This window comes from Salinimicrobium soli (assembly GCF_048323655.1).
In the GTDB taxonomy this organism is placed as follows: Bacteria; Bacteroidota; Bacteroidia; order Flavobacteriales; family Flavobacteriaceae; genus Salinimicrobium; species Salinimicrobium soli.
Window position 1 is genome coordinate 1141222 of sequence record NZ_JBLUWW010000001.1, and the last position, 20190, is coordinate 1161411.

At 44.3% G+C, this 20190-nt stretch carries 18 protein-coding genes; 13 read left to right on the forward strand and 5 right to left on the reverse strand.

Annotated features, from left to right (window positions below; genetic code table 11):
• Positions 1–4 precede the first annotated feature (4 nt).
• The gene (locus ACNORC_RS05235; RefSeq protein WP_418334543.1) at positions 5–1735 is read left to right on the forward strand and encodes a tetratricopeptide repeat protein; all 1731 of its coding nucleotides are present in this window, start codon (positions 5–7) and stop codon (positions 1733–1735) included.
• Positions 1736–1927: 192 nt separating this feature from the next.
• Positions 1928–2449: a hypothetical protein gene (locus tag ACNORC_RS05240; RefSeq protein WP_418334544.1), complete on the forward strand. Its 522-nt coding sequence runs from the start codon at positions 1928–1930 to the stop codon at positions 2447–2449.
• A gap of 18 nt (positions 2450–2467) precedes the next feature.
• Here the strand turns inward: ACNORC_RS05240 and ACNORC_RS05245 are convergent, their stop codons facing one another.
• The 4 genes from ACNORC_RS05245 to metK all read right to left on the reverse strand — a co-directional run bounded on the left by ACNORC_RS05245 (position 2468) and on the right by metK (position 6767).
• Complete coding sequence (locus ACNORC_RS05245) at positions 2468–2917, reverse strand: universal stress protein (protein WP_418334545.1); 450 nt, start codon at positions 2915–2917, stop codon at positions 2468–2470.
• Between the two features lie 11 nt (positions 2918–2928).
• Positions 2929–3849: a 2-hydroxyacid dehydrogenase gene (locus ACNORC_RS05250; protein WP_418334547.1), complete on the reverse strand. Its 921-nt coding sequence runs from the start codon at positions 3847–3849 to the stop codon at positions 2929–2931.
• Positions 3850–3953: 104 nt separating this feature from the next.
• Entirely contained in the window at positions 3954–5318 is a 1365-nt protein-coding gene (locus ACNORC_RS05255; protein WP_418334548.1) for an acyl-CoA dehydrogenase family protein, read from the reverse strand.
• 189 nt (positions 5319–5507) lie between these two features.
• Positions 5508–6767: a methionine adenosyltransferase gene (metK, locus tag ACNORC_RS05260; RefSeq protein ID WP_418334549.1), complete on the reverse strand. Its 1260-nt coding sequence runs from the start codon at positions 6765–6767 to the stop codon at positions 5508–5510.
• Between the two features lie 232 nt (positions 6768–6999).
• Here metK and ACNORC_RS05265 point away from each other — a divergent pair, with 232 nt between their 5' ends.
• From ACNORC_RS05265 to ACNORC_RS05275, 3 genes are read left to right on the forward strand one after another with little or no spacing between them, the layout of a single operon-like run.
• Positions 7000–7425, forward strand: coding sequence for an OsmC family protein (locus ACNORC_RS05265; protein WP_418334550.1), 426 nt, complete (start codon positions 7000–7002; stop codon positions 7423–7425).
• Positions 7426–7447: 22 nt separating this feature from the next.
• On the forward strand, positions 7448–8542 hold the full coding sequence (locus ACNORC_RS05270) for an acyloxyacyl hydrolase (RefSeq protein ID WP_418334552.1): 1095 nt from the start codon (positions 7448–7450) through the stop codon (positions 8540–8542).
• Between the two features lie 10 nt (positions 8543–8552).
• A complete protein-coding gene (locus tag ACNORC_RS05275; protein ID WP_418334553.1) occupies positions 8553–9323 on the forward strand; it encodes a head GIN domain-containing protein in 771 nt (256 codons plus the stop codon).
• A gap of 175 nt (positions 9324–9498) precedes the next feature.
• Here ACNORC_RS05275 and gldA read toward each other — a convergent pair whose 3' ends face one another.
• On the reverse strand, positions 9499–10398 hold the full coding sequence (gene gldA, locus ACNORC_RS05280; RefSeq protein ID WP_418334554.1) for a gliding motility-associated ABC transporter ATP-binding subunit GldA: 900 nt from the start codon (positions 10396–10398) through the stop codon (positions 9499–9501).
• A gap of 303 nt (positions 10399–10701) precedes the next feature.
• Between gldA and ACNORC_RS05285 the strand changes: the two genes are divergently transcribed.
• The 8 genes from ACNORC_RS05285 (at position 10702) to ACNORC_RS05320 (ending at position 20157) form a co-directional block, all read left to right on the forward strand.
• Positions 10702–11526 carry a prephenate dehydratase gene (locus tag ACNORC_RS05285; RefSeq protein ID WP_418334555.1) on the forward strand — a complete coding sequence of 275 codons (825 nt, stop codon included), beginning with the start codon at positions 10702–10704 and terminating at the stop codon, positions 11524–11526.
• Positions 11523–12671 carry a pyridoxal phosphate-dependent aminotransferase gene (locus ACNORC_RS05290; protein WP_418334556.1) on the forward strand — a complete coding sequence of 383 codons (1149 nt, stop codon included), beginning with the start codon at positions 11523–11525 and terminating at the stop codon, positions 12669–12671. The genes ACNORC_RS05285 and ACNORC_RS05290 overlap by 4 nt, the downstream gene beginning before the upstream one ends.
• The gene (locus ACNORC_RS05295) at positions 12668–13516 is read left to right on the forward strand and encodes a prephenate dehydrogenase (RefSeq protein WP_418334557.1); all 849 of its coding nucleotides are present in this window, start codon (positions 12668–12670) and stop codon (positions 13514–13516) included. The genes ACNORC_RS05290 and ACNORC_RS05295 overlap by 4 nt, the downstream gene beginning before the upstream one ends.
• Before the next feature lie 7 nt (positions 13517–13523).
• Positions 13524–14606: a chorismate mutase gene (locus ACNORC_RS05300; protein WP_418334558.1), complete on the forward strand. Its 1083-nt coding sequence runs from the start codon at positions 13524–13526 to the stop codon at positions 14604–14606.
• A 143-nt stretch (positions 14607–14749) separates the two neighbouring features.
• On the forward strand, positions 14750–15706 hold the full coding sequence (gene rsgA, locus ACNORC_RS05305) for a ribosome small subunit-dependent GTPase A (RefSeq protein WP_418334638.1): 957 nt from the start codon (positions 14750–14752) through the stop codon (positions 15704–15706).
• Positions 15703–16155: a D-aminoacyl-tRNA deacylase gene (dtd, locus tag ACNORC_RS05310; protein WP_418334559.1), complete on the forward strand. Its 453-nt coding sequence runs from the start codon at positions 15703–15705 to the stop codon at positions 16153–16155. The genes rsgA and dtd overlap by 4 nt, the downstream gene beginning before the upstream one ends.
• A 107-nt stretch (positions 16156–16262) precedes the next feature.
• On the forward strand, positions 16263–18185 hold the full coding sequence (locus ACNORC_RS05315) for a DUF3858 domain-containing protein (RefSeq protein ID WP_418334560.1): 1923 nt from the start codon (positions 16263–16265) through the stop codon (positions 18183–18185).
• A 4-nt stretch (positions 18186–18189) separates the two neighbouring features.
• Positions 18190–20157, forward strand: a complete 1968-nt coding sequence (locus ACNORC_RS05320) for a DUF3858 domain-containing protein (RefSeq protein WP_418334561.1) — start codon at positions 18190–18192, stop codon at positions 20155–20157.
• Positions 20158–20190: the final 33 nt, after the last annotated feature.

The following is a 20190-nucleotide window of genomic DNA, read 5'->3' on the forward strand; positions in this document are numbered from 1 at the left end:
AGTTATGAAAAGGAGGAGATTCTTAATATTGTTACTGGCGCTGGGGCTTTTTTCCTGTAAGGACAAAGAGCCTGCGCCACAGAAGGAACTGGTGCAGGAGCCTGTAGTTACTGCTGCTTACGGCTGTGCTCCACAAACAGTGGATACTGCCTGGTACCAGGGAGATAATAAGGCCCCGCTCCTTGACGGGCTGGATGTATTGCATTATCCTATCACCACCAGTGAACCGGAAGCTCAGAAGTATTTCGATCAGGGTCTGGTGCTTTCCTACGGCTTTAACCATGCCGAGGCGGCGCGATCCTTTTATTACGCCACCAAACTCGATCCTGAATGTGCTATGTGTTATTGGGGTTATGCGTTGGTGTTAGGCCCTAATTATAACGCGGGAATGGAAGCCGATAATTATCAGCGGGCCTATGAAGCGGTGCAGAAGGCCAAAAAGCTATCCAAAAATGCCACTGCAAAAGAACAGGCGCTTATCAATGCACTTGCGGCACGCTATGTGGCCGAACCAGTTGATGATAGGCGGCAATTGGATGTTGCCTATTCTGATGCTATGAAACAGGTATATCAGAAATTTCCTGATGATCCCGATATCGCTGCGCTTTACGCTGAATCGGTGATGGACCTTTATCCATGGGATCTTTATGACCATGAGGGGAATCCGAGGGAATGGACCCCGGGAGTTATCGCCCTGCTCGAAAAACTAATGAAACAGAACCCCGATCATCCCGGCGCTCATCATTTCTACATACATGCTACAGAGGCCTCTAACGCGCCCGAACGTGCCCTGGCAAGTGCTAAAAAGTTTGACGATGGCCTCGTTCCGGGTGCTGGCCACCTGATGCATATGCCCGCGCACACTTATATACAGACCGGAGATTACCATAAAGGCAGCCTCGCCAACATTCGGGCGGTGGAAGTGGACAGTGCCTACGTGACCCTTTGCCATGCCCAGGGAATTTACCCGCTGGCCTATTATCCACATAATTACCATTTTCTGGCGGCTACCGCGACTTTAGAAGGTAACAGCGACTGGGCCCTGCAAGGTGCCAACGAACTGGCCGAACGCATACATCCTGATGTTATGAAGGCACCCGGCTGGGCTACCTTGCAGCATTACTATATGATACCATATTTCGTAGAAGTAAAATTCGGAAAATGGGACCAGCTTTTAAGTAGAAAGCTGAGTGATACTTTGCTGTATCCACAGGCGATTTCACATTATGCCCGCGGAATGGCTTACCTCGGAAAGAAAAACATTCCTAAAGCAAAAGCCAAACTCCGGGAGCTGCATAAGTTCTCTAAAGACGAGCGTTTAAAGGATATGAAGCTGTGGGAGATCAACTCCATGCATTCGATCGTTGAGATTGCTGAAAAGGTTCTTAAGGGAGAGATCCTCGCTTCTGAAGGAAAATTTGATGAAAGCATAAATCAACTTCAGAAAGCTGTTGCCCTCGAAGATGCCCTAAACTTTCAGGAACCACCTGACTGGTTCTTCTCGGTGCGCCATAATTTAGGTGCTGTACAGTTAGAAGCAGGAAAATTTGAAGATGCCATAAAAACTCTGGAAGAAGATCTCAAGAATTATCCGAAGAATGGCTGGGCCGAGCACGGACTGAAGCTCGCCTATCAAAAAATGGGTGATCGGGAAAAACTTGAAGAAATAGAATCCAGGTTAAAAAACTCGTGGGCAACAGCAGATGTCGCTTTGGCGAGTTCCAGGATCAAATAAAATATAGATTAAATTATCAGCTTTTTAGGCTTCAGGTTTTTGGATACCGAAACGGTTCGAAAAATCTTTTGGTTCTAGGTGAATCTGCATAGAAGATATTAAGAACAAATTAACAGCAATTTGCTCTAATTTAGGATGAAGATTTCCCCGGTGATGCCGTACCACCAAACTTGTCGGCTAAAAGTATTCTGTATGAAAAACCTCTTTTTTGGAACCCTTCTTCTGTTGGCGTTCTTTTTTCCTGCTAAGTCCGGAGCCCAGGATTTTAATGTCACCGCCGGGATGGGTTTGCCTGAGTTGATCAACGTGGGCCTGAGGGTTCAATTTGGGCAAAAACAGTTAGGGGTCGCCGTGGGCACATACCCGGGAACCAGTGAAGACAACTTCGCTCTCTCGGGAGATTTTTATTATCACTTTGGCGGAAGTTCTGAATACACTTCCCTGCGGCCATGGTTTCTCAAGACAGGCGTGACTTATTTATTGGCAGAAAATGAGTGGGAGCGGCAGACTTCCTTCCTGTTAGTCCCCCGGGTAGGTAGAGAGTTCAATATTTCGCCTAAGTTTGGAATTGCTGTTGAAGGAGGACTTCTCGTGATCCTTTCTGATAAAGAAACGGTGAAAAAGGAAAGGGAACCTTCCTTTTTTGATTTTGACCTTGACTTCACCGGATTTATTTTACCGGCTGCGGGGGTCAACTTTTTTTACCGCTTCTAACAGCGTCCATTTAGTTTTTTATTTCTCGTCAATAGGGATTGCAAGCATAGGTATGTTCGCCTTTTGGATCAGCTCCAGGGACACACTTTCCCTTAGCAGGTTGTGAAGAAAACTATGTTTGTGTGTGCCGACTATGAGAAGGTCACATTTCAATTTCTTGGCTTCTTCCAGTACTGTCTTCACGGTGGAACCCTGAATTAGCAAGGCTTCTTTGTCAATATCCTCTCCCAGGAAGGTGCGGGTGATATTTTGAAGATTCCTGTGTTCTTCCCTAAGATCTTCTGCCCTGTAGTCCCTGATATATTGTGGCCCCGGTTCATACCCGACAAAATCGGGATCGGGTTCGGCCACATGGACCACCCAGACCTTAGCCTCAAATTTTTCTGCCAAACCTTCCGCATAACCCAAAAGCTCTCCTACGGCATCGTTGAAATCTACTGCTACTAAAATGTTCTTTATTGGTTCCATGATGCTTTGTTTTAATATCCTTTTTGGCGGGAAACCAGATTGGTTAACGGATCTCCCTTTTTCAGGCGGTGATAATTATCCGCTATCTGCGGCACCACCGAACGGGGGCTGGTTATACTGGCATTATGGGGGGTGACCTGTATTTTGGGATGCTTCCAGAATGGATGCTCCTTTGGTAACGGTTCCTGCCTGAAAACGTCCAGGCTCGCTCCGCTAAGATGCCCATTATCTATCATTTCCAAGAGGTCATTCTCAACCAGGTGCTTTCCGCGGGCGACGTTAATAAGGTACGCATCTTTCGGGAGTTTTTGAAAAAGAGATTTGTTGAGGATGTTCTCAGTTTCAGGAGTGAGAGGCAACAAACACACCAGCACGTTAACCTCTGCAAGGAAATCATCCAATTGTTCCTCCCCAAAAAAGGTATTTACAGCCACCATTTTCTTAGGCCCGGCAGCCCAACCCGAAACAGGAAAGCCGTTCATTTTCAATTTTTCAGCTACTGCCATTCCCAGGACGCCGAGGCCCATGATCCCGATGCGGGTTTCTTCAGGTCGCCGGTACATTTTTTTATCCCAGCCATTATTGGAGTGATGATACGAGATCTCCCTGATGTGATCCAGTGCTAGGGCCAGGACAAAATTACTCATGTCTTCAGTGAGTTTCTCATCAACCACCCGGGTCACCTGTACCTGCTTCGGCAGTTGCGGATCATGAAAAATATGGTCGATACCTGCACCCATAGAGGCGACTACCCGTAGGTTGGGGTAAGACTTAAAGTTCCCCGTAGGATGGTTCCAGGAAAGGGCCATTTCTACAGCTTCCGGTTTTTTTACCTCCGGAAATACCTCCACCTCAATTTCAGGATCATATTCCTGCAGGGCTTTTTTCCAAACTTCCGGATCTTTTCCGGGGCAAATGATCAAAAGAGACATTATTGTAATTTTATTATAACATTCCAAATTCCAAATTCCAAATTCCAAATTCCAAATTCCAAATTCCAGGTTTCAGGGTCCACTGATTACAAACCGCTTCTTGCTTAACTCACGAATGCGCTATACCCGGTGATCGCCCTTCCTACAATGAGGGTGTTGATCTCCTTGGTGCCTTCATAGCTGTAGATAGCTTCGGCATCGGCGACGAACCTGGCCACATCGTATTCCAGTAAAATTCCATTACCACCCATGACTTCACGGGCACGGCTCACTACATCCCGCATCCTCATACTACAATAGACTTTTGCCAGGGAGGCGTGTTCGTCGGTGAGCAGATCCTGATCCTGTAATTCCGAAAGGCGGAAGCAAAGCGTTTGCATGGAGGTAAGGTTGGAGATCATCTCTACCAGGTGGTTCTGTATTAATTGATAAGACGCGATAGGTCGGCCAAACTGTTCCCGCTTTTTGGTGTACTTGAGTGCGCTTTCGTAAGCGCCGCGTGAACAGCCTACTGCCTGCCAGGCGACTCCGGCACGGGTCATTCGCAACACATTGGCAGTGTCTTTAAAGGAATTGGCATTTTGCAGGCGGTCACTTTCCGGCACTTTGCAATCGGTAAGCGTGATAAGGGCGTTCTGCACGATTCGCAGAGCCATTTTATCTTTCATCTTTTCGGCTTTAAAACCCGGATTCTCCTTCCGAACAAGGAATCCTTTCACCTGATTGCTGTCTTCATCCCTTGCCCAGATGATGACCACATCGGCAAAAGTGGCATTCCCGATCCACTTTTTTTGACCGTTGATCACCCAGTTCTCTCCGTCGAACTTGCAGGTAGTTTCGAGTCCGCCGGCTACCCCGCTTCCCACATTCGGTTCGGTTAGGCCGAAGGCACCAATTTTTTCCAGTCTCTGCATCTTCGGAAGCCATTCCTGCTTCTGTTCTTCACTTCCGCAGAGATAGATCGAGCCCATGGCCAGTCCGCTGTGGACTCCGAAAAAAGTGGAGATGGAAACATCGACCCGGGCGATTTCCTGGGCTATGATCCCTTCCATCAAAAAAGGCAGGTTTGGACAGCCGTAGCCTTCATAAGGCACTCCCACAATATTTAATTTTTTGAAGCCTTCAATGACCTCAAAAGGAAATTTAGCCCGGTTCCAGTGATCATTGATCAACGGCCGCACTTCATCTTCCATGAAATTGCGCACTTTGAGCTGCAGCTCCCGCTGCTCTTCATTGAGTTTAAGGTCAAGGTTATAGAAATCGCCGTCAATGGGTGGCAGGTCGTGCTGGCCTTTTCGGCGCTTGGTCTTAAGCATCTTCATAAGACCTTTTAATTGCCGCTCATCGAGATTGCCCAAAGCCGCCATAGCTTCAGAAAGGTCTATTTGTTCATTGATCTTTGCCAGCTGGTCCAGGTCGATGTTCTTTAAAAGACCAATGGTACTTTTGACTTTTCCGAAGAGAGACATAGAATGAGGTTTTTGAAGTTTCCTAAAAATAGGTATTAAAGAAGAGGAAGCTTGTTAAAGCTTTCTGAAAGCATACCTATTCTCCTTGAAGCTGCTGCAGGTTCAAATCATTCTCTGAGTAATTTCTGAGAAAACCTGAAATAAAAAAAGCGCCTCAAAAAGGCGCTTTTTCAATGTTATTATTTACGATTATTCCAGTCCGAAAGCTTTTTTTATCTCGTCAACTTTGTCAAGTTTTTCCCAGGTGAAGAGTTCTACTTCATGAGTTACTTCTCCATTGTATGGGCTTTTGAATACCTTTCTTTCTGTACGGGGTTCTTTTCCGAAGTGCCCGTAAGCCGAGGTTTCGCGGTAGATCGGATTTCTAAGGCCGAGTCTCTCTTCAATAGCGGCTGGGCGCATGTCAAAGATCTCGAACACCTTTTTAGCGATCTCACCATTAGTGATATCCACGTGTTTGGAATTGTAAGTCTCGATCAACAAAGAGGTAGGTTTTACTACCCCAATGGCATAGGAAACCTGCACCAAAACTTCGTCTGCTACACCGGCAGCCACCAGGTTCTTAGCAATGTGACGTGCAGCATAAGCCGCAGATCGGTCCACCTTACTCGGATCTTTTCCTGAAAAAGCGCCACCGCCGTGAGCTCCTTTTCCGCCGTAGGTATCCACAATGATCTTTCTTCCGGTAAGGCCGGTGTCTCCGTGAGGTCCGCCGATCACGAACTTACCTGTTGGGTTGATGTGATATTCAATATCATCATTGAAAAGATTCTGAACATATTCCGGAAGTTGTGATTTCACTCTAGGGATCAGGATCTCAATAATATCTTTTTTGATCCTGGCCAGCATTTTTTGATCATCAGAATCAAAATCATCGTGCTGGGTAGAGACTACAATGGATACAATGCGTTGAGGTACGTTGTCATCGCTGTACTCAATAGTTACCTGGCTCTTGGAATCTGGCCTAAGGTAAGTGATCTCTTTTTCTTCCCGGCGCAGTTTCGCCAGCTCGATCAGGATCTTATGTGAGATATCCAGCGCGAGTGGCATATAATTTTCGGTTTCTTTTGTTGCGTACCCGAACATCATTCCCTGGTCGCCGGCCCCCTGCTCTTCCTTATTTCCACGGTCCACTCCCTGGTTGATGTCCTGGGACTGTTCGTGGATCAAAGAAATAACTCCGCAGGAGTCACCGCTAAACTTGTAGGCCCCTTTGGTGTACCCAATATCGTTGATCACATCACGGGCTATAGTTTGCACATCGAGGTAAGTATCGCTCTTCACCTCTCCGGCCAATACAACCTGCCCGGTAGTAACCAGGGTTTCACAGGCTACTTTTGATTCAGGATCGAAAGCTAAAAAATTGTCTAAAAGGGTATCGCTTATTTGGTCTGCGACTTTATCGGGGTGACCTTCAGAAACACTTTCTGAAGTAAATAAATATGGCATTGCTTCTAAAATTTAAATTAATTTCAGAAAGAAATTTGACATGGAAGCGCTAGAGGAGTTTTCACTGCTTTAGCATTTTATAAGGGTTGCAATCAGTCAAATCTTTCCCTGAGTAAACAGGAGCAAATGTATAAAAATTGGAACAAATCTGCTGCTTTTTGGAAATTTTTATGCTTCCGCCGGGAATAGGCTTTGCTGGCGATTTTGTTTAAATTAGCTGAAAATTTTACTCATGAAGATCCATCTTAAAAGACTGAACGATAATTATCACTTTGAAACCACCAATGAAAGAGGTGACAAGGTATATCTTGACAACAAGAGCGAACCGAATCCGCAGGGTGCCAGCCCCATGGAACTATTGCTAATGGGAATCGCCGGCTGCAGTGGGATCGATATAGTCATGATCCTGAAAAAGCAACAGTTGGAAATGACCAGGCTTGAAATGGAAGTAGAAGGGATGAGGGTTGACGGGGAGATCCCGAATGTCTTCAGGCAGATTCATTTGAAGATCTTTATTGATGGAGATATTCCTGAAAATAAAGCGAAAAGAGCGGTTGACCTGTCTCTCGAAAAATACTGTTCTGTGGCCAAAATGCTGGAAAAGACTGCTGAGATCACTACCGAAGTTGTCCTGAACGGTTCAACCGTACCTGCCTAAAAAAGGCATTTTTGAGCCCCCTATGAGAAAACTTCTGTTGTGCCTGTGCCTCCTGTGCGGAAATTTAGCATTTGCCCAAAAGGCGAAGCATTACTCTGTGGAGGTGAACTATTTCTACGGATATATAACAGAACACAACCCGAATATTTCTCATCTCATTACAGATCATCCTGAAGGACTTTTGCTGCACTTCAACCGAAGGACCTATGGTATGGAGGCGTGGGAACGCCGTTATAACTATCCCGATGTGGGATTTTCGTTTTCTTACCAGGACCTCAAAAATCCATATTTAGGTGAAAATTTCGGACTCTATGCCCACCTTGGTTTCTATTTCCTGAAAAGGCATTTGCTGATAAAAGTAGGGCAAGGGCTGGCAGTGACCACCAATCCCTACGATCCAGATGATAACTACCGCAACAATGCCTACGGTTCCCGCATATTGAGCTCAACCCTGTTTTCGGGAAACCTTCAGTTTGAAAAACTTTGGGGCGGTCTCGGGATGCAAATGGGTCTTACTATGGTGCACTATTCCAATGCCGATTTCAAATCGCCCAACAGCAGTACCAATACCATTGCTGCAAACGTGGGGATCAATTATATTTTTGACCACGAGACAGAGATGGAATATATTCCGAAGGATTCAAAAGAGCCATTTGCGGCACCTTTCCGTTATAACCTCGTGGTGCGTAGCGGGGTGAATACCATAGGGATCATAGGTTCAAAGAAATTCCCTTTTTTGACACTTTCGGCTTACGCTGATAAAGCTTTGAACCACAAAAGCACCCTACTTGCGGGAGCAGAATTTTTCTGGTCACGGGCTATGGAAGAATACATCTATTATCAGTCGGTTGCTTTTCCGTTCGGGGAAACCACGGGCGAGGAAGATTCAAGAAGAGCCGGAGTATTTGTAGGGCACCAGTTGACCTTCCGAAAGATCAGCCTCATCACGCAGCTGGGGTACTACGTTTACTATCCCTATGAGCATTATGCAGACCGGGTGTACAGCAGAATTGGGCTGCAGAGGCCTATTTATAAAGACCTTTTTGGATCGGTTACGGTGCGCTCTCATGGAGCCAATGCCGAAGCCGTGGAATTTTCAATAGGATACAGGTTGTAAAATGAGAAAAATGAGAGGACTTTCCGAAGTGATTTTGAGCAGCAGTTTACTGCTGTTGTGCTTCCTGTTTTCTTCCTGTGATACCGAAAATGCTCCGGAGTGTTTCCAGGCTTCCGGAGAAATTATTCAGAAAGAAGTAGCGCTTTCCACTTTTGAAGAGATCATAGTTTATGACCGCATCAATCTCTTTATTGAACAGGGTGACACGCAGAAGGTAGTGATCGAGACCGGAAAGAACCTGATGAGCGATATTACTGCCGAAGTAAAAGACAATCGCCTGTACCTCAAAAATGACAATTCCTGCAACTTTTTCAGGGACTACAATCTCACCAATGTTTATGTCACGATTCCAAATCTTACCTGGCTGCAAAACGCCGGAAATACTATTATTGAAAGTGTGGGAGAACTGCATTTTCCAAACATCTGGCTGCGCAGCTTAAACCAGGAAGAAGTAAAAGGAGTGTATACAAATGGAGATTTTAAACTGAATCTCATTTCTGAAAACATCCGCATCACGGGAGATGATTTTTCGAATTTCTTCCTATCGGGAAAGACAGATAACCTGAACATTTTTATCGCAGCCGGAGACGGCAGGGTAGAAGCCGGCGAATTAATTGCCGAAACGGTGGAATTGCAACACCGGGGAACCAACAAGGTAATTGTGAATCCGCAGCAAGTCCTAAAAGGGGAAATTCGAAGTACGGGAGATGTGATCTCGATCAACCGGCCACCTGTAGTACAGGTTGAAAGTTTCTATACCGGGAAGTTGTATTTTAAATAACCTGCAAGGTCTTGTCGACCTTGTCGTTTACGATTCCTGACAAGACCTACACCCGTCAGTTTGAGTGATCCTGATGATAATCAGGATCGTATCGAGAACAAGGGATTCTAACATCGATTAACTTGTAGGAGAAGAAAAATAGACCTGCAAGGTTCCGGAATCTTTGCATGTCAGGTTATTTTTCCAAAGTCAATTCTGAGAACAGGTTTTCCAGGTTCTTGTTCTTTCGGTTCAGTTGCAGGGTCTTCAATCCGTGATCGTGCGCGAAATCGAAGACCGCCGGCCGCATATCTTCTTTGGTCTCGAATACCAGTTCATACACAAATCCCACGGGATTTTTAATATCCAGCAGGTGCGGTAAACGCTGCAGGGCTACTTCTTCAATACGATAATCGAATTCCACTTCAATGATCTGTACCTGCTCTTCCCGCAACTCGGCCAGTTTTTTGTCGGCTACGATCTTTCCCTTGTTGATGATGATCACCCGCTCGCACAGCGCTTCCACTTCGCTCATGATATGTGTGGAGAGGAAGATGGTCTTTTCTTTTCCCGTCTGCCTGATGAGCTCACGGATCTCCACGAGCTGATTCGGATCCAACCCGGTAGTAGGCTCATCCAGGATCAAAACTTCCGGATCATGAAGCAAAGCATTTGCAAGGCCCACCCTTTGGCGATACCCTTTGGAAAGCTGGCCAATCTTTTTATTGGCCTCGGGAGTAAGTCCGGTCTTATGAATTACCTCCTCGATGCGGCTTTTAGGCACCTTATAAATAGATGCGTTGAAGGCCAGGTATTCCCTTACATACATTTCGGTGTACAGGGAATTATGCTCCGGCAGGTAGCCGGTGCTTTTCTGTGCCTGCAGGAGATCAGTTTCAAGCGGAAATCCATTGACGCTCGCAGTGCCCGAAGAAGGTTTTAAATAACCGGTGAGTATCTTCATCAGAGTAGATTTTCCGGCGCCATTCGGGCCAAGAAAGCCTACTATTTCCCCTTTTTTGACTGAAAAGGAAACCTCGTCCAAAGCTTTTTGTTCTCCGTAGAATTTACTGATCTTTTGTACCTCGATAGACATAGCGGGTTTTTTTCAAAAGTAAATTAAACTTTTTTAAGGGGAGAAATTTTTGAGAGTATAAAGGAGGTATACCGAGATCCGCGAAATCGTTCTCGTGAATTTTTCAGAAAAAATTATCGTTTTCTGAAAATATATATGCTACATTAGCTTTTCACAAGAATGAGAATGAACAACTTATTTATCTGGAACGCCTGGTATTATTTTTATTTCTATAACAGAGATAGGATCGGGAGTGCCGTATAATTAAGTCAATATTATAACCGAAATCCCGATGTAAGCATCGGGATTTTTTTTTACCATAAAATGAGAGAAAAGATCGCCATACAGGGAATAGAAGGCTCCTTTCACCACCAGGTGGCCCGGGAATATTTTGGACAGGAAGTGCTGGTTGACGAATGCCGGTCCTTTAGAGAAGTGGCCGATAGCTTGTTGGCCAACAGGGCAAGTGGTGCAGTGATGGCTATTGAAAATTCCACGGCAGGTACCATACTTCCCAACTACGCCCTGATCGATGAGCACAACCTCCAAATTACGGGGGAGCATTATATTCCTATTTATATGAATCTGATGGTGCTGCCGGGGCAAAAGATCACCGATATTAAGAAGGTTTGCTCCCACCCAATGGCCCTCTTACAATGCCAGACCTTTTTTAAGGATTATCCTAAAATGCAACTTATTGAAGACACAGATACTGCCGAAGTTGCCAAGCGGATCAGGCAGCAGAATTTAAAAAAAGTTGCAGCTGTTGCCAGCAAGGCAGTGGCATCAATTTATGGGCTGGAGATCCTGCAGGAAGGAATTCAGACTATGAAAAGTAATTCCACCCGTTTCCTGGTACTATCATCTAAAGATACCACACCTGTTTCGGGCGCGAATAAGGCTTCCTTAAAACTTGTTTTGGAGAATAAAAGAGGAAGCCTGGTGAGTATTCTGAACATTATGAGGGATTTTGATCTTGATATGACCAAGATCCAGAGTGTTCCGGTTATCGATGTGCCGTGGAAATATGCATTTTTTATTGATGTATTGTTCAACGAAGAAGAAGAGTTCCAAAAGGTATTGGAAGTACTTACAGGCTTAACGGAAGAATTAAAAGTATTGGGAATTTATAAAAACGGATTGTCATGATCGTACAGGCCAATAGATTGGATCATGTTGAAGAATACTATTTCTCAACAAAGTTGAAGGAAGTAAGGGCGCTGGAGGAATCCGGTAAGCCTATTATCAATTTAGGAGTGGGTAGTCCAGATCTCCCGCCACCGCCACAGGTTATGACCGCGCTGCAACAGGCGCTGCTCAACCCGGTTGCTCATCAATACCAGCCCTATCGCGGGACTACCGACTTCAGGCAGGCAATAGCAGAATTCTATCAAAACTTCTACGGAGTAAAGCTAAATTCTGAAACCGAGATATTACCTCTAATGGGAAGTAAGGAAGGGATCACCCACATTTCTATGGCTTTTCTAAATGAAGGAGATGAGGTGCTTATTCCCAATCCCGGATACCCTACGTATGCTGCCGTAAGTAAATTAGTGGGCGCCAGTGCCGTATTGTATGATCTTAGCGAAAAAAACGGGTGGTTGCCAAACCTGGAGGAATTGGAGAAGAAAGATCTTAGCAGGGTAAAACTTATGTGGGTAAATTACCCTCACATGCCAACAGGAGCTGCAGGTAAAGAAGATCTGTTCAGAGAGCTTAAAGCCTTCGGAAAAAAGCACCATATTCTTATCGTAAATGACAATCCCTATAGTTTTATTTTGAACGAAGAACCCGAAAGTATCTTAAAACATTCCGAAGGAATGGAGGGAGTACTGGAATTGAATTCCCTCAGCAAAAGTTTTAATATGTCTGGCTGGCGAATTGGGATGCTTTGCGGCAGTGAGAAAAATATCAATTCTGTGCTTAAAGTAAAGACCAACATGGATAGCGGCATGTTCTTTCCACTGCAGGCGGGGGCCGCAATGGCGTTGAGGCTTCCGCGGGAGTGGTTTAAGGAGCAGAACAAGGTCTACCTGCAAAGAAAAGAGGAGCTTGTTAAACTGGCCAACGCCCTGGGGTGTCATTATACTGAAGATCAAACCGGCATGTTCCTTTGGTGCAGGGTGCCTGTAGGAACTACTTCGGAAGCTTTTGTAGACCATCTTTTAAAGCAGTATCATATTTTTGCGGCTCCGGGATTCATCTTTGGAAGCCAGGGCGAAGGGTATATCAGATTTTCCCTCTGTGCTTCTGAAGAAAATATCATTAAAGCCCGTAAACGATTGACAGCATGAAAATACATATCGTAGGTACAGGTTTAATTGGGGGGTCCTTTGCTGTAGGATTGAGGAAGGTGTTTCCCGAAGTGGAGATCGCCGGAAGCGACCTGAATGAAGAGCACCTTGAGAAGGCACAGGAACTCAGGATAATTGACCATGCCGAAAAGTTGGAAGAAGTAGCACAGGCAGATGTGGTGATCTTAGCTGTTCCGGTTGATGTTGCTAAAAAAGTGGCCGTGAAGGTGCTGGATCATGCAGGTGCCAATACCCTTGTGTTTGACGCCGGTTCAACTAAAGCAGGTTTATGCGAAGCTATATCAGGACATCAAAACCGGAGGAATTTCCTTGCGGCACATCCCATCGCCGGTACCGAGTTTTCGGGGCCAACTGCCGTAGTAGAAGATCTTTTCCGCAATAAGACCATGATCATCTGTGAAGTGGAGAAAACGGCATTCAAACTTCAGGAAAGGGCATTGGAGATCTTTCAAAAATTAGGCATGCGCATCAGGTATATGGACCCGGTATCTCACGACCGTCATATCGCGTATGTTTCTCACCTGTCGCACATCAGCTCCTTTATGCTGGGGAAAACGGTGCTTCAAAAAGAGGAAAATGAAAAGGATATTTTTGACCTTGCGGGAAGTGGATTCGCTTCCACGGTACGGCTGGCAAAAAGTTCTCCTGCCATGTGGACTCCAATATTTCAGCAGAACAAGGAGAATATTCTGGAGATCCTTGAAGAATATATTGCCAATCTTACTACATTCAGGGACCTCATAAGAAATGAAGATTTTAAGGAGGTTTTCCTGGAAATGGAAAGAACAAATCATATTAAAACAATTTTGAACGGAATTAAGTGATCATATAATGGAGAATAAGAAAGAACTGAGAAACTGGTTGGATGCTCTCGGGCTGGATCATCCATTAGTAATAGCCGGGCCCTGCAGTGCAGAGACCGAAGAGCAGGTGTTGAAAGTAGCGCACCAGTTAAAAGATACCGATGCTACAGTATTGCGCGCCGGGATCTGGAAACCAAGAACCCGACCCGGAAATTTTGAAGGAGTTGGAGCTCTCGGTTTAAAGTGGCTTCAAAAGGCAAAAGAGGAAACAGGAATGCTCACCACTACCGAAGTGGCGAACCCTAATCATGTTGACCTGGCTTTAAAGCACGACATAGATATTTTGTGGATAGGGGCGAGAACAACAGTTTCTCCTTTCATTATTCAGGAAATAGCCGAAGCTCTAAAAGGAACCGATAAAGTGGTACTGGTGAAGAACCCGGTGAATCCCGATCTGGCCTTGTGGCTTGGAGCGGTGGAGCGATTTTATTCCTGTGATGTCAAAAACCTTGGAGTGATCCACCGCGGATTCTCCACGTATGAAAAGACCAAATACAGGAATAATCCGGAATGGCAGATTCCCATCGACCTGCAGGCAAAATTCCCGGACCTTCCGCTGATTTTAGATCCGTCTCACATTGCAGGAAACCGTACCTCAATATTTGACCTTTGCCAAACTGCCCTGGACCTCAATTATGACGGACTTATGGTTGAAACCCATTTTGATCCTGACAATGCCTGGAGTGATGCAAACCAGCAGATCACGCCGGCAACACTGGTCCAGCACATGAAAGATCTTAAAATAAGAAAGGAGGTCTCAGAAAGTCAGGAGTTCCAGACAAAACTGAATGGCCTTCGTGCTATGATCGACATTGCTGATACGCAGTTGCTGGAAGTACTTTCCCGAAGAATGAAGATCGCAGATGAGATAGGGCGCGCTAAAAAATCCCAGAATGTTGCTATTCTCCAGAATCAGCGATGGAATGAGATCCTGGGAAAAATGATCCTTGAGGGAGAGCAGAATGGCTTGAGTGAAGAATTTATTTTGCGAATTTTTAAAGCCATTCACCAGGAATCCATCAATCATCAGGAAACCATAATGAAACAATAACTAGAAAAACCCATGGAGCTCATGGGTTTTTTTATGCTTAAAAAGGCTATTGAAAAATTTAAGCTTAATTTTGTTCAGGCTCTTCGGATAAAGAAATAATCCTAAAGATTTGAATACGGAAAAAGGAAGTTAATAGAAAAATGATTGAAGGTTTAGTATATAAGTCTACCGGTAGCTGGTATCTTGTCAAAACAGATGCAGGTGAGTTTTACCAGTGCAGGATAAAAGGGAAATTCCGTATCAAAGGGATCAAAAGCACTAATCCCGTAGCTGTTGGCGATAGGGTGGAGTTTAAGCCTGAAGATAGTTCCGAAGAAAATAAACAGGGGGTGATCACTAAAATAAAGGATCGCGAAAATTACATTATTCGAAAGTCTGTTAACCTGTCAAAGCAAACCCATATTATTGCGGCGAATGTGGACCAGGCGTTTTTATTCATCACGCTCAACAATCCGCCTACTTTTACCACTTTTATAGACCGCTTCCTGGTCACTGCGGAAGCCTATGATATTAAAGCGATTCTTCTTTTCAATAAAATAGATACCTATAACGACGATGAGCTCACAGAGGTGAAATATCTTGCGGCCATGTACCGAAGTATAGGGTATGAATGTCTTGGCATATCTGCCAAAACAGGTAAGAATATTGAGAAAGTAAAGGAGATGATGAAAGGGAAGACGAGCATGATCTCCGGACACAGCGGTACCGGGAAATCTACCCTTATCAATGCCATTGAGCCCAGTCTGGACCTCAAGACCATGCACATTTCTGAACAACACCGGCAGGGGCAGCACACTACTACCTTTGCCGAAATGTTTGACCTGGGAATTGGCGCCCGAATCATTGATACACCCGGTATCAAAGGTTTTGGAGTAGTGGATATCGAAAAAGAGGAATTGGGAGATTATTTTCCGGAATTCTTTGCCCGCAAACAGGACTGTAAATTCTATAACTGCCTGCACCTCGAAGAGCCCAAGTGTGCTGTCAAGGAGGCTTTGGAGGCCGGAGAGATCCCCTGGTCGCGTTATAAAAGTTACCTGCAGATCATGAAGGGGGAGGATGATCAGCAGTACCGAATGGAAAACTACGACCGCGAATGAGAGCAGTTATACAAAGAGTTTCAGAAGCTTCGGTAACTATCGATAGCCATGTGAATGCAGCTATAGGTAAGGGTCTTTTAGTGCTGTTAGGTATAGAAAACGAAGACTCCCGGGAGGATATAGATTGGCTCTGCGGAAAGATCCTTAAAATGAGGATCTTCAATGACGAGAATGATGTTATGAACCTTTCTGTTATTGATGTTGAGGGCGATGTGATCGTGGTAAGCCAGTTCACACTTCACGCCAGTACGAAAAAAGGGAACCGTCCCAGTTATATTAAGGCTGCAAAACCTGACGTAGCGATCCCGCTATATGAGCAGTTCGTAAAGTCCATGGAAGCCGACTTGGGAAAGCCGGTCCGTACCGGCGAATTTGGAGCTGATATGAAAGTAGCCCTGCTGAATGATGGGCCCGTGACCATAATTATGGATTCAAAAAACCGGGAATAATTTCTGTTTTTCAAAAAGATTACATTTTTTTCAAATTTTGTGCGAAAAAGAGTGTTAAAAATTGTTAAAATGTATATCTTGTCTGCATTAACTTTTCTTTTTGAACGATGCGGAAATTCCTCTCCTTCGTTCTCCTCGGGCTCCTTACCTCCCTACTCTCGGCCCAGGAGATTTCTTATGCTGCCCTTTTAATAGATGATCCTCTTTTGGACAATGCTAATGCCGTTGTGCGATATTCGTACAAGGAAGTTCGTATTGAAGCCATCGATAAGATGCGCATTCTTACTAAAACAGTTGTTACGGTTCTCAATGAACGCGGGGACAGGTATGGTTTTGTAGGAAATGCCTATAGCGACAATATCAAGATCAAAGAACAGAAAGCCTTTATTTATGATGGATTAGGACAACAAGTTCGCAAATACAAGCAGCGGGATTTTGACGATCGCAGTTTGGTGAGTTCAAATGATCTGTATTCCGATGACAGGTTGAGCTATCTCGAGTATACCCCGCAGGAATATCCATATACCATCGTTTTTGAGAGTGAAGTTGTAACTGATAATACAGCATTTGTGAGGGATTGGGATCCCGTGCCCGGTTACCATATAAGTGTGGAAGAAGCCAATTTCTCCTTTAAAAACCTGGCAAAGATCCCTTTCAGATACAAGGAAGAGAATTTTGAGGGAATGAAGATCGAAAAAGATTCCACCGAATTCGAATTGAACTATGAGCTTAGTAAGCTACCCGCCTACGATTACGAAGAACTGAGTCCCGACCTCGAGGATTTTACACCTCTTGTTCAAATAGCCCTCAATGAATTTTCCCTTGCCGGAGTAAAGGGTAGGGCAAGAAACTGGAAAGAGCTTGGGGAATGGCAATTCAATAATCTTTTGACAGCAAATGATCCGCTTCCAGAAAGTACCATTACACGAATCAATAAACTTACTGCGACTGCCGAAAGTGATATTGACAAAGCCAGGATCATCTATGAATATATGCAGGAAAACTCGAGGTATATTAGTGTGCAGCTGGGAATTGGAGGCTGGTCACCCATGCCGGCGGCCGATGTGGATGAACTGAAATACGGAGACTGTAAAGCACTTACCAATTATACCCGTACCCTGCTCGCTTCACAGGGAATAGAATCTTATTATACTGTTGTTTCGGCGGGAGAAGAGAAAAAAAGCATGGATACCGATTTTGCCTCTATGGAAGGTAATCATGTGATCCTTAATATTCCGCAGGAAGAAGGAGAGGATATTTGGTTGGAATGCACCAGCCAGACTCATCCCTTTAATTATCTGGGTGACTTTACCGATGACCGTAATGTGCTCCTGATAAAACCTGAAGGGGGAGAACTGGTAAAGACTCCTTCTTATACCGCCACTGATAACGTGCGGGAAACATCAAGTGAAATCCAGTTACTGGAGGATGGAGCCTTTAAGGCCGTAGTGCAGCGAAAGAGCCGCGGCACCACCTATGGAGATATTTATGGTATCAATACAATTTCTGAAAAAGATCAGGTGCTGTACTACAAAAAGAATTGGGGGCATCTTAAGGGTCTGGACGTGGAAAAGGTGACCTATTACAATGATAAAGACCAAAAAGAATTCACTGAAGAACTTCAGCTTTCCGGACAAAAATTGTCATCTAAAGCAGGGAATATTCTGCTGCTTCCACTCAATTTTTTGCCTCTTAAGACCTATCGTCTGCCTCACAAGGAGAAACGTAATTTCCCGATTGAAATTTCCAGAGGACGTACTTATATAGACACTTTTCAATACATACTTCCTGAAGGATTTGTTGCAGAATCGGTTCCGGAGAATGTCCTTATCGAGAACAGGTTTGGAAGTTTTGAAATTCAGAATGAGCTTAAGCCGGGGGAAAAGAATGTTCTTGAAGTAGTTAGAAAATATCAGCTCAACGAAGGTCTGTGGCCGGCTGAATCGTACGAGGAATTCCAAAGTTTTATGAATTCCCTGAATTCCCTGAGCAATCAAAAAGCAGTAATCTCAAAAACCAACCAACCATAATACTATGACCAAAATAATTTATTCAGCCTTTTTTCTCTTTGTATTCATTGCGGGAGTACAGGCGCAGGACTACAAATTCGGGAAAGTATCTAAGGAAGAAGTGCTGGAAGAATCACATCCTTTGGACAAGGATGCAGATGCGGCCATTTTGTACCGGGAACAAAAGACCTGGTATGAGTATAGGGAAAATTCCGGATTTATTCTTTTTACAGATGTTCATGAAAGAATAAAGATCTACAATAAAGATGGCTTCTCATATGCCACGAAGGAAATTTCTCTTTACAGAGACGGAGGAGATCGCGAGAGGGTGTCAAATTTGAAAGCTTATACCTATAACATCAAAAATGGAAAACTGGAAAAAGACAAACTTTCCGATAATGGCATTTTTGAAGAAGAAGTAAATGAGAATTTTGAAAAGACCAAGTTAACGATGCCGGCGGTTACTGAAGGTAGTGTTATAGAATACCGCTACAGAATTCAGTCTCCGTTCTTTTATAATATCGATGTGGTGCCGTTGCAGTATATGATTCCGGTAAACAGGCTGGAAACAATGATCCGTATTCCGGAATACCTGATGTTTAAAATTCATGTCAACCTGAAATCTCCTCTACAGTTTCCTATTGACCAATCAAAGGGGCACGGAAGGATAACAATTGGCACCTCGAATATTGAATTTACCGAAAATCAATATGAGGTCAAGGCAGACAATATTCCCGCATTAAAAAAGGAGGAATATGTGGACTACCTCCAGAATTATCTTGCTTACCTGAAATGGGAGCTGCAGTACACAAAGTTTCCTAATTCCCTTGTTAAGAGCTGGACTTCCACCTGGGAAGATGTAACCAAAAACATTTATGATCACGGCTTCTCACGTGAGTTGAACAGGAGTTTTTACGATGATGAACTGGAGGAACTTCTAAGCGGGGTTACTTCCCCTGAAGAAAAGGTCAATCTCATCTATAATTTCGTAAAGGAAAAGATCAAATGGAATGGCAGGACCGGCTATATGGCAAATGACGGCGGAAGAAGAGCCTGGAAAGACGGTGAAGGCAATACAGGGGATATTAACCTGTTACTTACCGGAATGCTGAAGTCTGCCGGACTTAAAGCTTATCCTGTGCTCGCCAGTACCCGTGATCATGGAATACCTTTATTTCCAACCCGCGAAGGTTTTAACTATGTGATTTCTTCAGTACAGATGCCAAATGACCAGTGGATACTTTTAGACGCCACAGAAAAAACATCAGCTCCCGGAGAACTTCCGTGGAGAGTGAGAAACTGGCAGGGTAGAATTGTGCAGGAGAACGGCGCCTCTTCGTGGATAAACTTAATGCCTAAAAACGCTTCCGAAGATCAAACAATGCTGAATTATACTCTTGATGAAAATTTGGTGCTTAAAGGAAAATCAATTCACAACTTAAATGGCCTCTTTGCCAAGAGCTACAGAGACAAGTATGCAGCTGTTAATGATGAAAGTTACCTTGAGGAGTTAGGGAAAAAACTGGGAAATGTAACGATCAATGGGTTAGAAAAGCACAACGTTGAGGAAGTAGGGAAGGACATCAGGGAGATCTATGAATTTGAGATGGAGCAGGCGGTAGATCATATCAACGGTAAGATCTACTTGAAACCATTATTATTCCAGGCCCTGGATGAGAATCCTTTCAAGGAAGATGAGCGAAAGTATCCGGTATTTTTTGATTTCCCCATGGTGAAAAACAATACAGTGAATATTATGATCCCACAGGGCTATCAGGTAGAGTCACTTCCCGAAAGTATTATTGTGGAGATGAATGAAGGTGCGGGAAATTTTAAGTTTTTAGTGAAACAGAATGGAAATTTTCTACGGATAGATTCTATACTTGAATTGAACACGACCGTATTCAGCCCTCAACATTACGAGTACCTGAAGAGTTTTTACTCTCAGATACTTGAAAAGCAGTCTGAGAACATTGTTTTATCAGCTATTTAAAAACAAATATGGGAGACAGATCCCTGTTTCCCT

Excerpts from the sequence above, each read along its gene's own strand:
- ACNORC_RS05235 (WP_418334543.1), top strand. The coding sequence starts at position 5 with ATGAAAAGGAGGAGATTCTTAATATTGTTACTGGCGCTGGGGCTTTTT.
- ACNORC_RS05240 (WP_418334544.1), top strand. The coding sequence starts at position 1,928 with ATGAAAAACCTCTTTTTTGGAACCCTTCTTCTGTTGGCGTTCTTTTTT.
- ACNORC_RS05245 (WP_418334545.1), bottom strand. The coding sequence starts at position 2,917 with ATGGAACCAATAAAGAACATTTTAGTAGCAGTAGATTTCAACGATGCC.
- ACNORC_RS05250 (WP_418334547.1), bottom strand. The coding sequence starts at position 3,849 with ATGTCTCTTTTGATCATTTGCCCCGGAAAAGATCCGGAAGTTTGGAAA.
- ACNORC_RS05255 (WP_418334548.1), bottom strand. The coding sequence starts at position 5,318 with ATGTCTCTCTTCGGAAAAGTCAAAAGTACCATTGGTCTTTTAAAGAAC.
- metK (WP_418334549.1), bottom strand. The coding sequence starts at position 6,767 with ATGCCATATTTATTTACTTCAGAAAGTGTTTCTGAAGGTCACCCCGAT.
- ACNORC_RS05265 (WP_418334550.1), top strand. The coding sequence starts at position 7,000 with ATGAAGATCCATCTTAAAAGACTGAACGATAATTATCACTTTGAAACC.
- ACNORC_RS05270 (WP_418334552.1), top strand. The coding sequence starts at position 7,448 with ATGAGAAAACTTCTGTTGTGCCTGTGCCTCCTGTGCGGAAATTTAGCA.
- ACNORC_RS05275 (WP_418334553.1), top strand. The coding sequence starts at position 8,553 with ATGAGAGGACTTTCCGAAGTGATTTTGAGCAGCAGTTTACTGCTGTTG.
- gldA (WP_418334554.1), bottom strand. The coding sequence starts at position 10,398 with ATGTCTATCGAGGTACAAAAGATCAGTAAATTCTACGGAGAACAAAAA.
- ACNORC_RS05285 (WP_418334555.1), top strand. The coding sequence starts at position 10,702 with ATGAGAGAAAAGATCGCCATACAGGGAATAGAAGGCTCCTTTCACCAC.
- ACNORC_RS05290 (WP_418334556.1), top strand. The coding sequence starts at position 11,523 with ATGATCGTACAGGCCAATAGATTGGATCATGTTGAAGAATACTATTTC.
- ACNORC_RS05295 (WP_418334557.1), top strand. The coding sequence starts at position 12,668 with ATGAAAATACATATCGTAGGTACAGGTTTAATTGGGGGGTCCTTTGCT.
- ACNORC_RS05300 (WP_418334558.1), top strand. The coding sequence starts at position 13,524 with ATGGAGAATAAGAAAGAACTGAGAAACTGGTTGGATGCTCTCGGGCTG.
- dtd (WP_418334559.1), top strand. The coding sequence starts at position 15,703 with ATGAGAGCAGTTATACAAAGAGTTTCAGAAGCTTCGGTAACTATCGAT.
- ACNORC_RS05315 (WP_418334560.1), top strand. The coding sequence starts at position 16,263 with ATGCGGAAATTCCTCTCCTTCGTTCTCCTCGGGCTCCTTACCTCCCTA.
- ACNORC_RS05320 (WP_418334561.1), top strand. The coding sequence starts at position 18,190 with ATGACCAAAATAATTTATTCAGCCTTTTTTCTCTTTGTATTCATTGCG.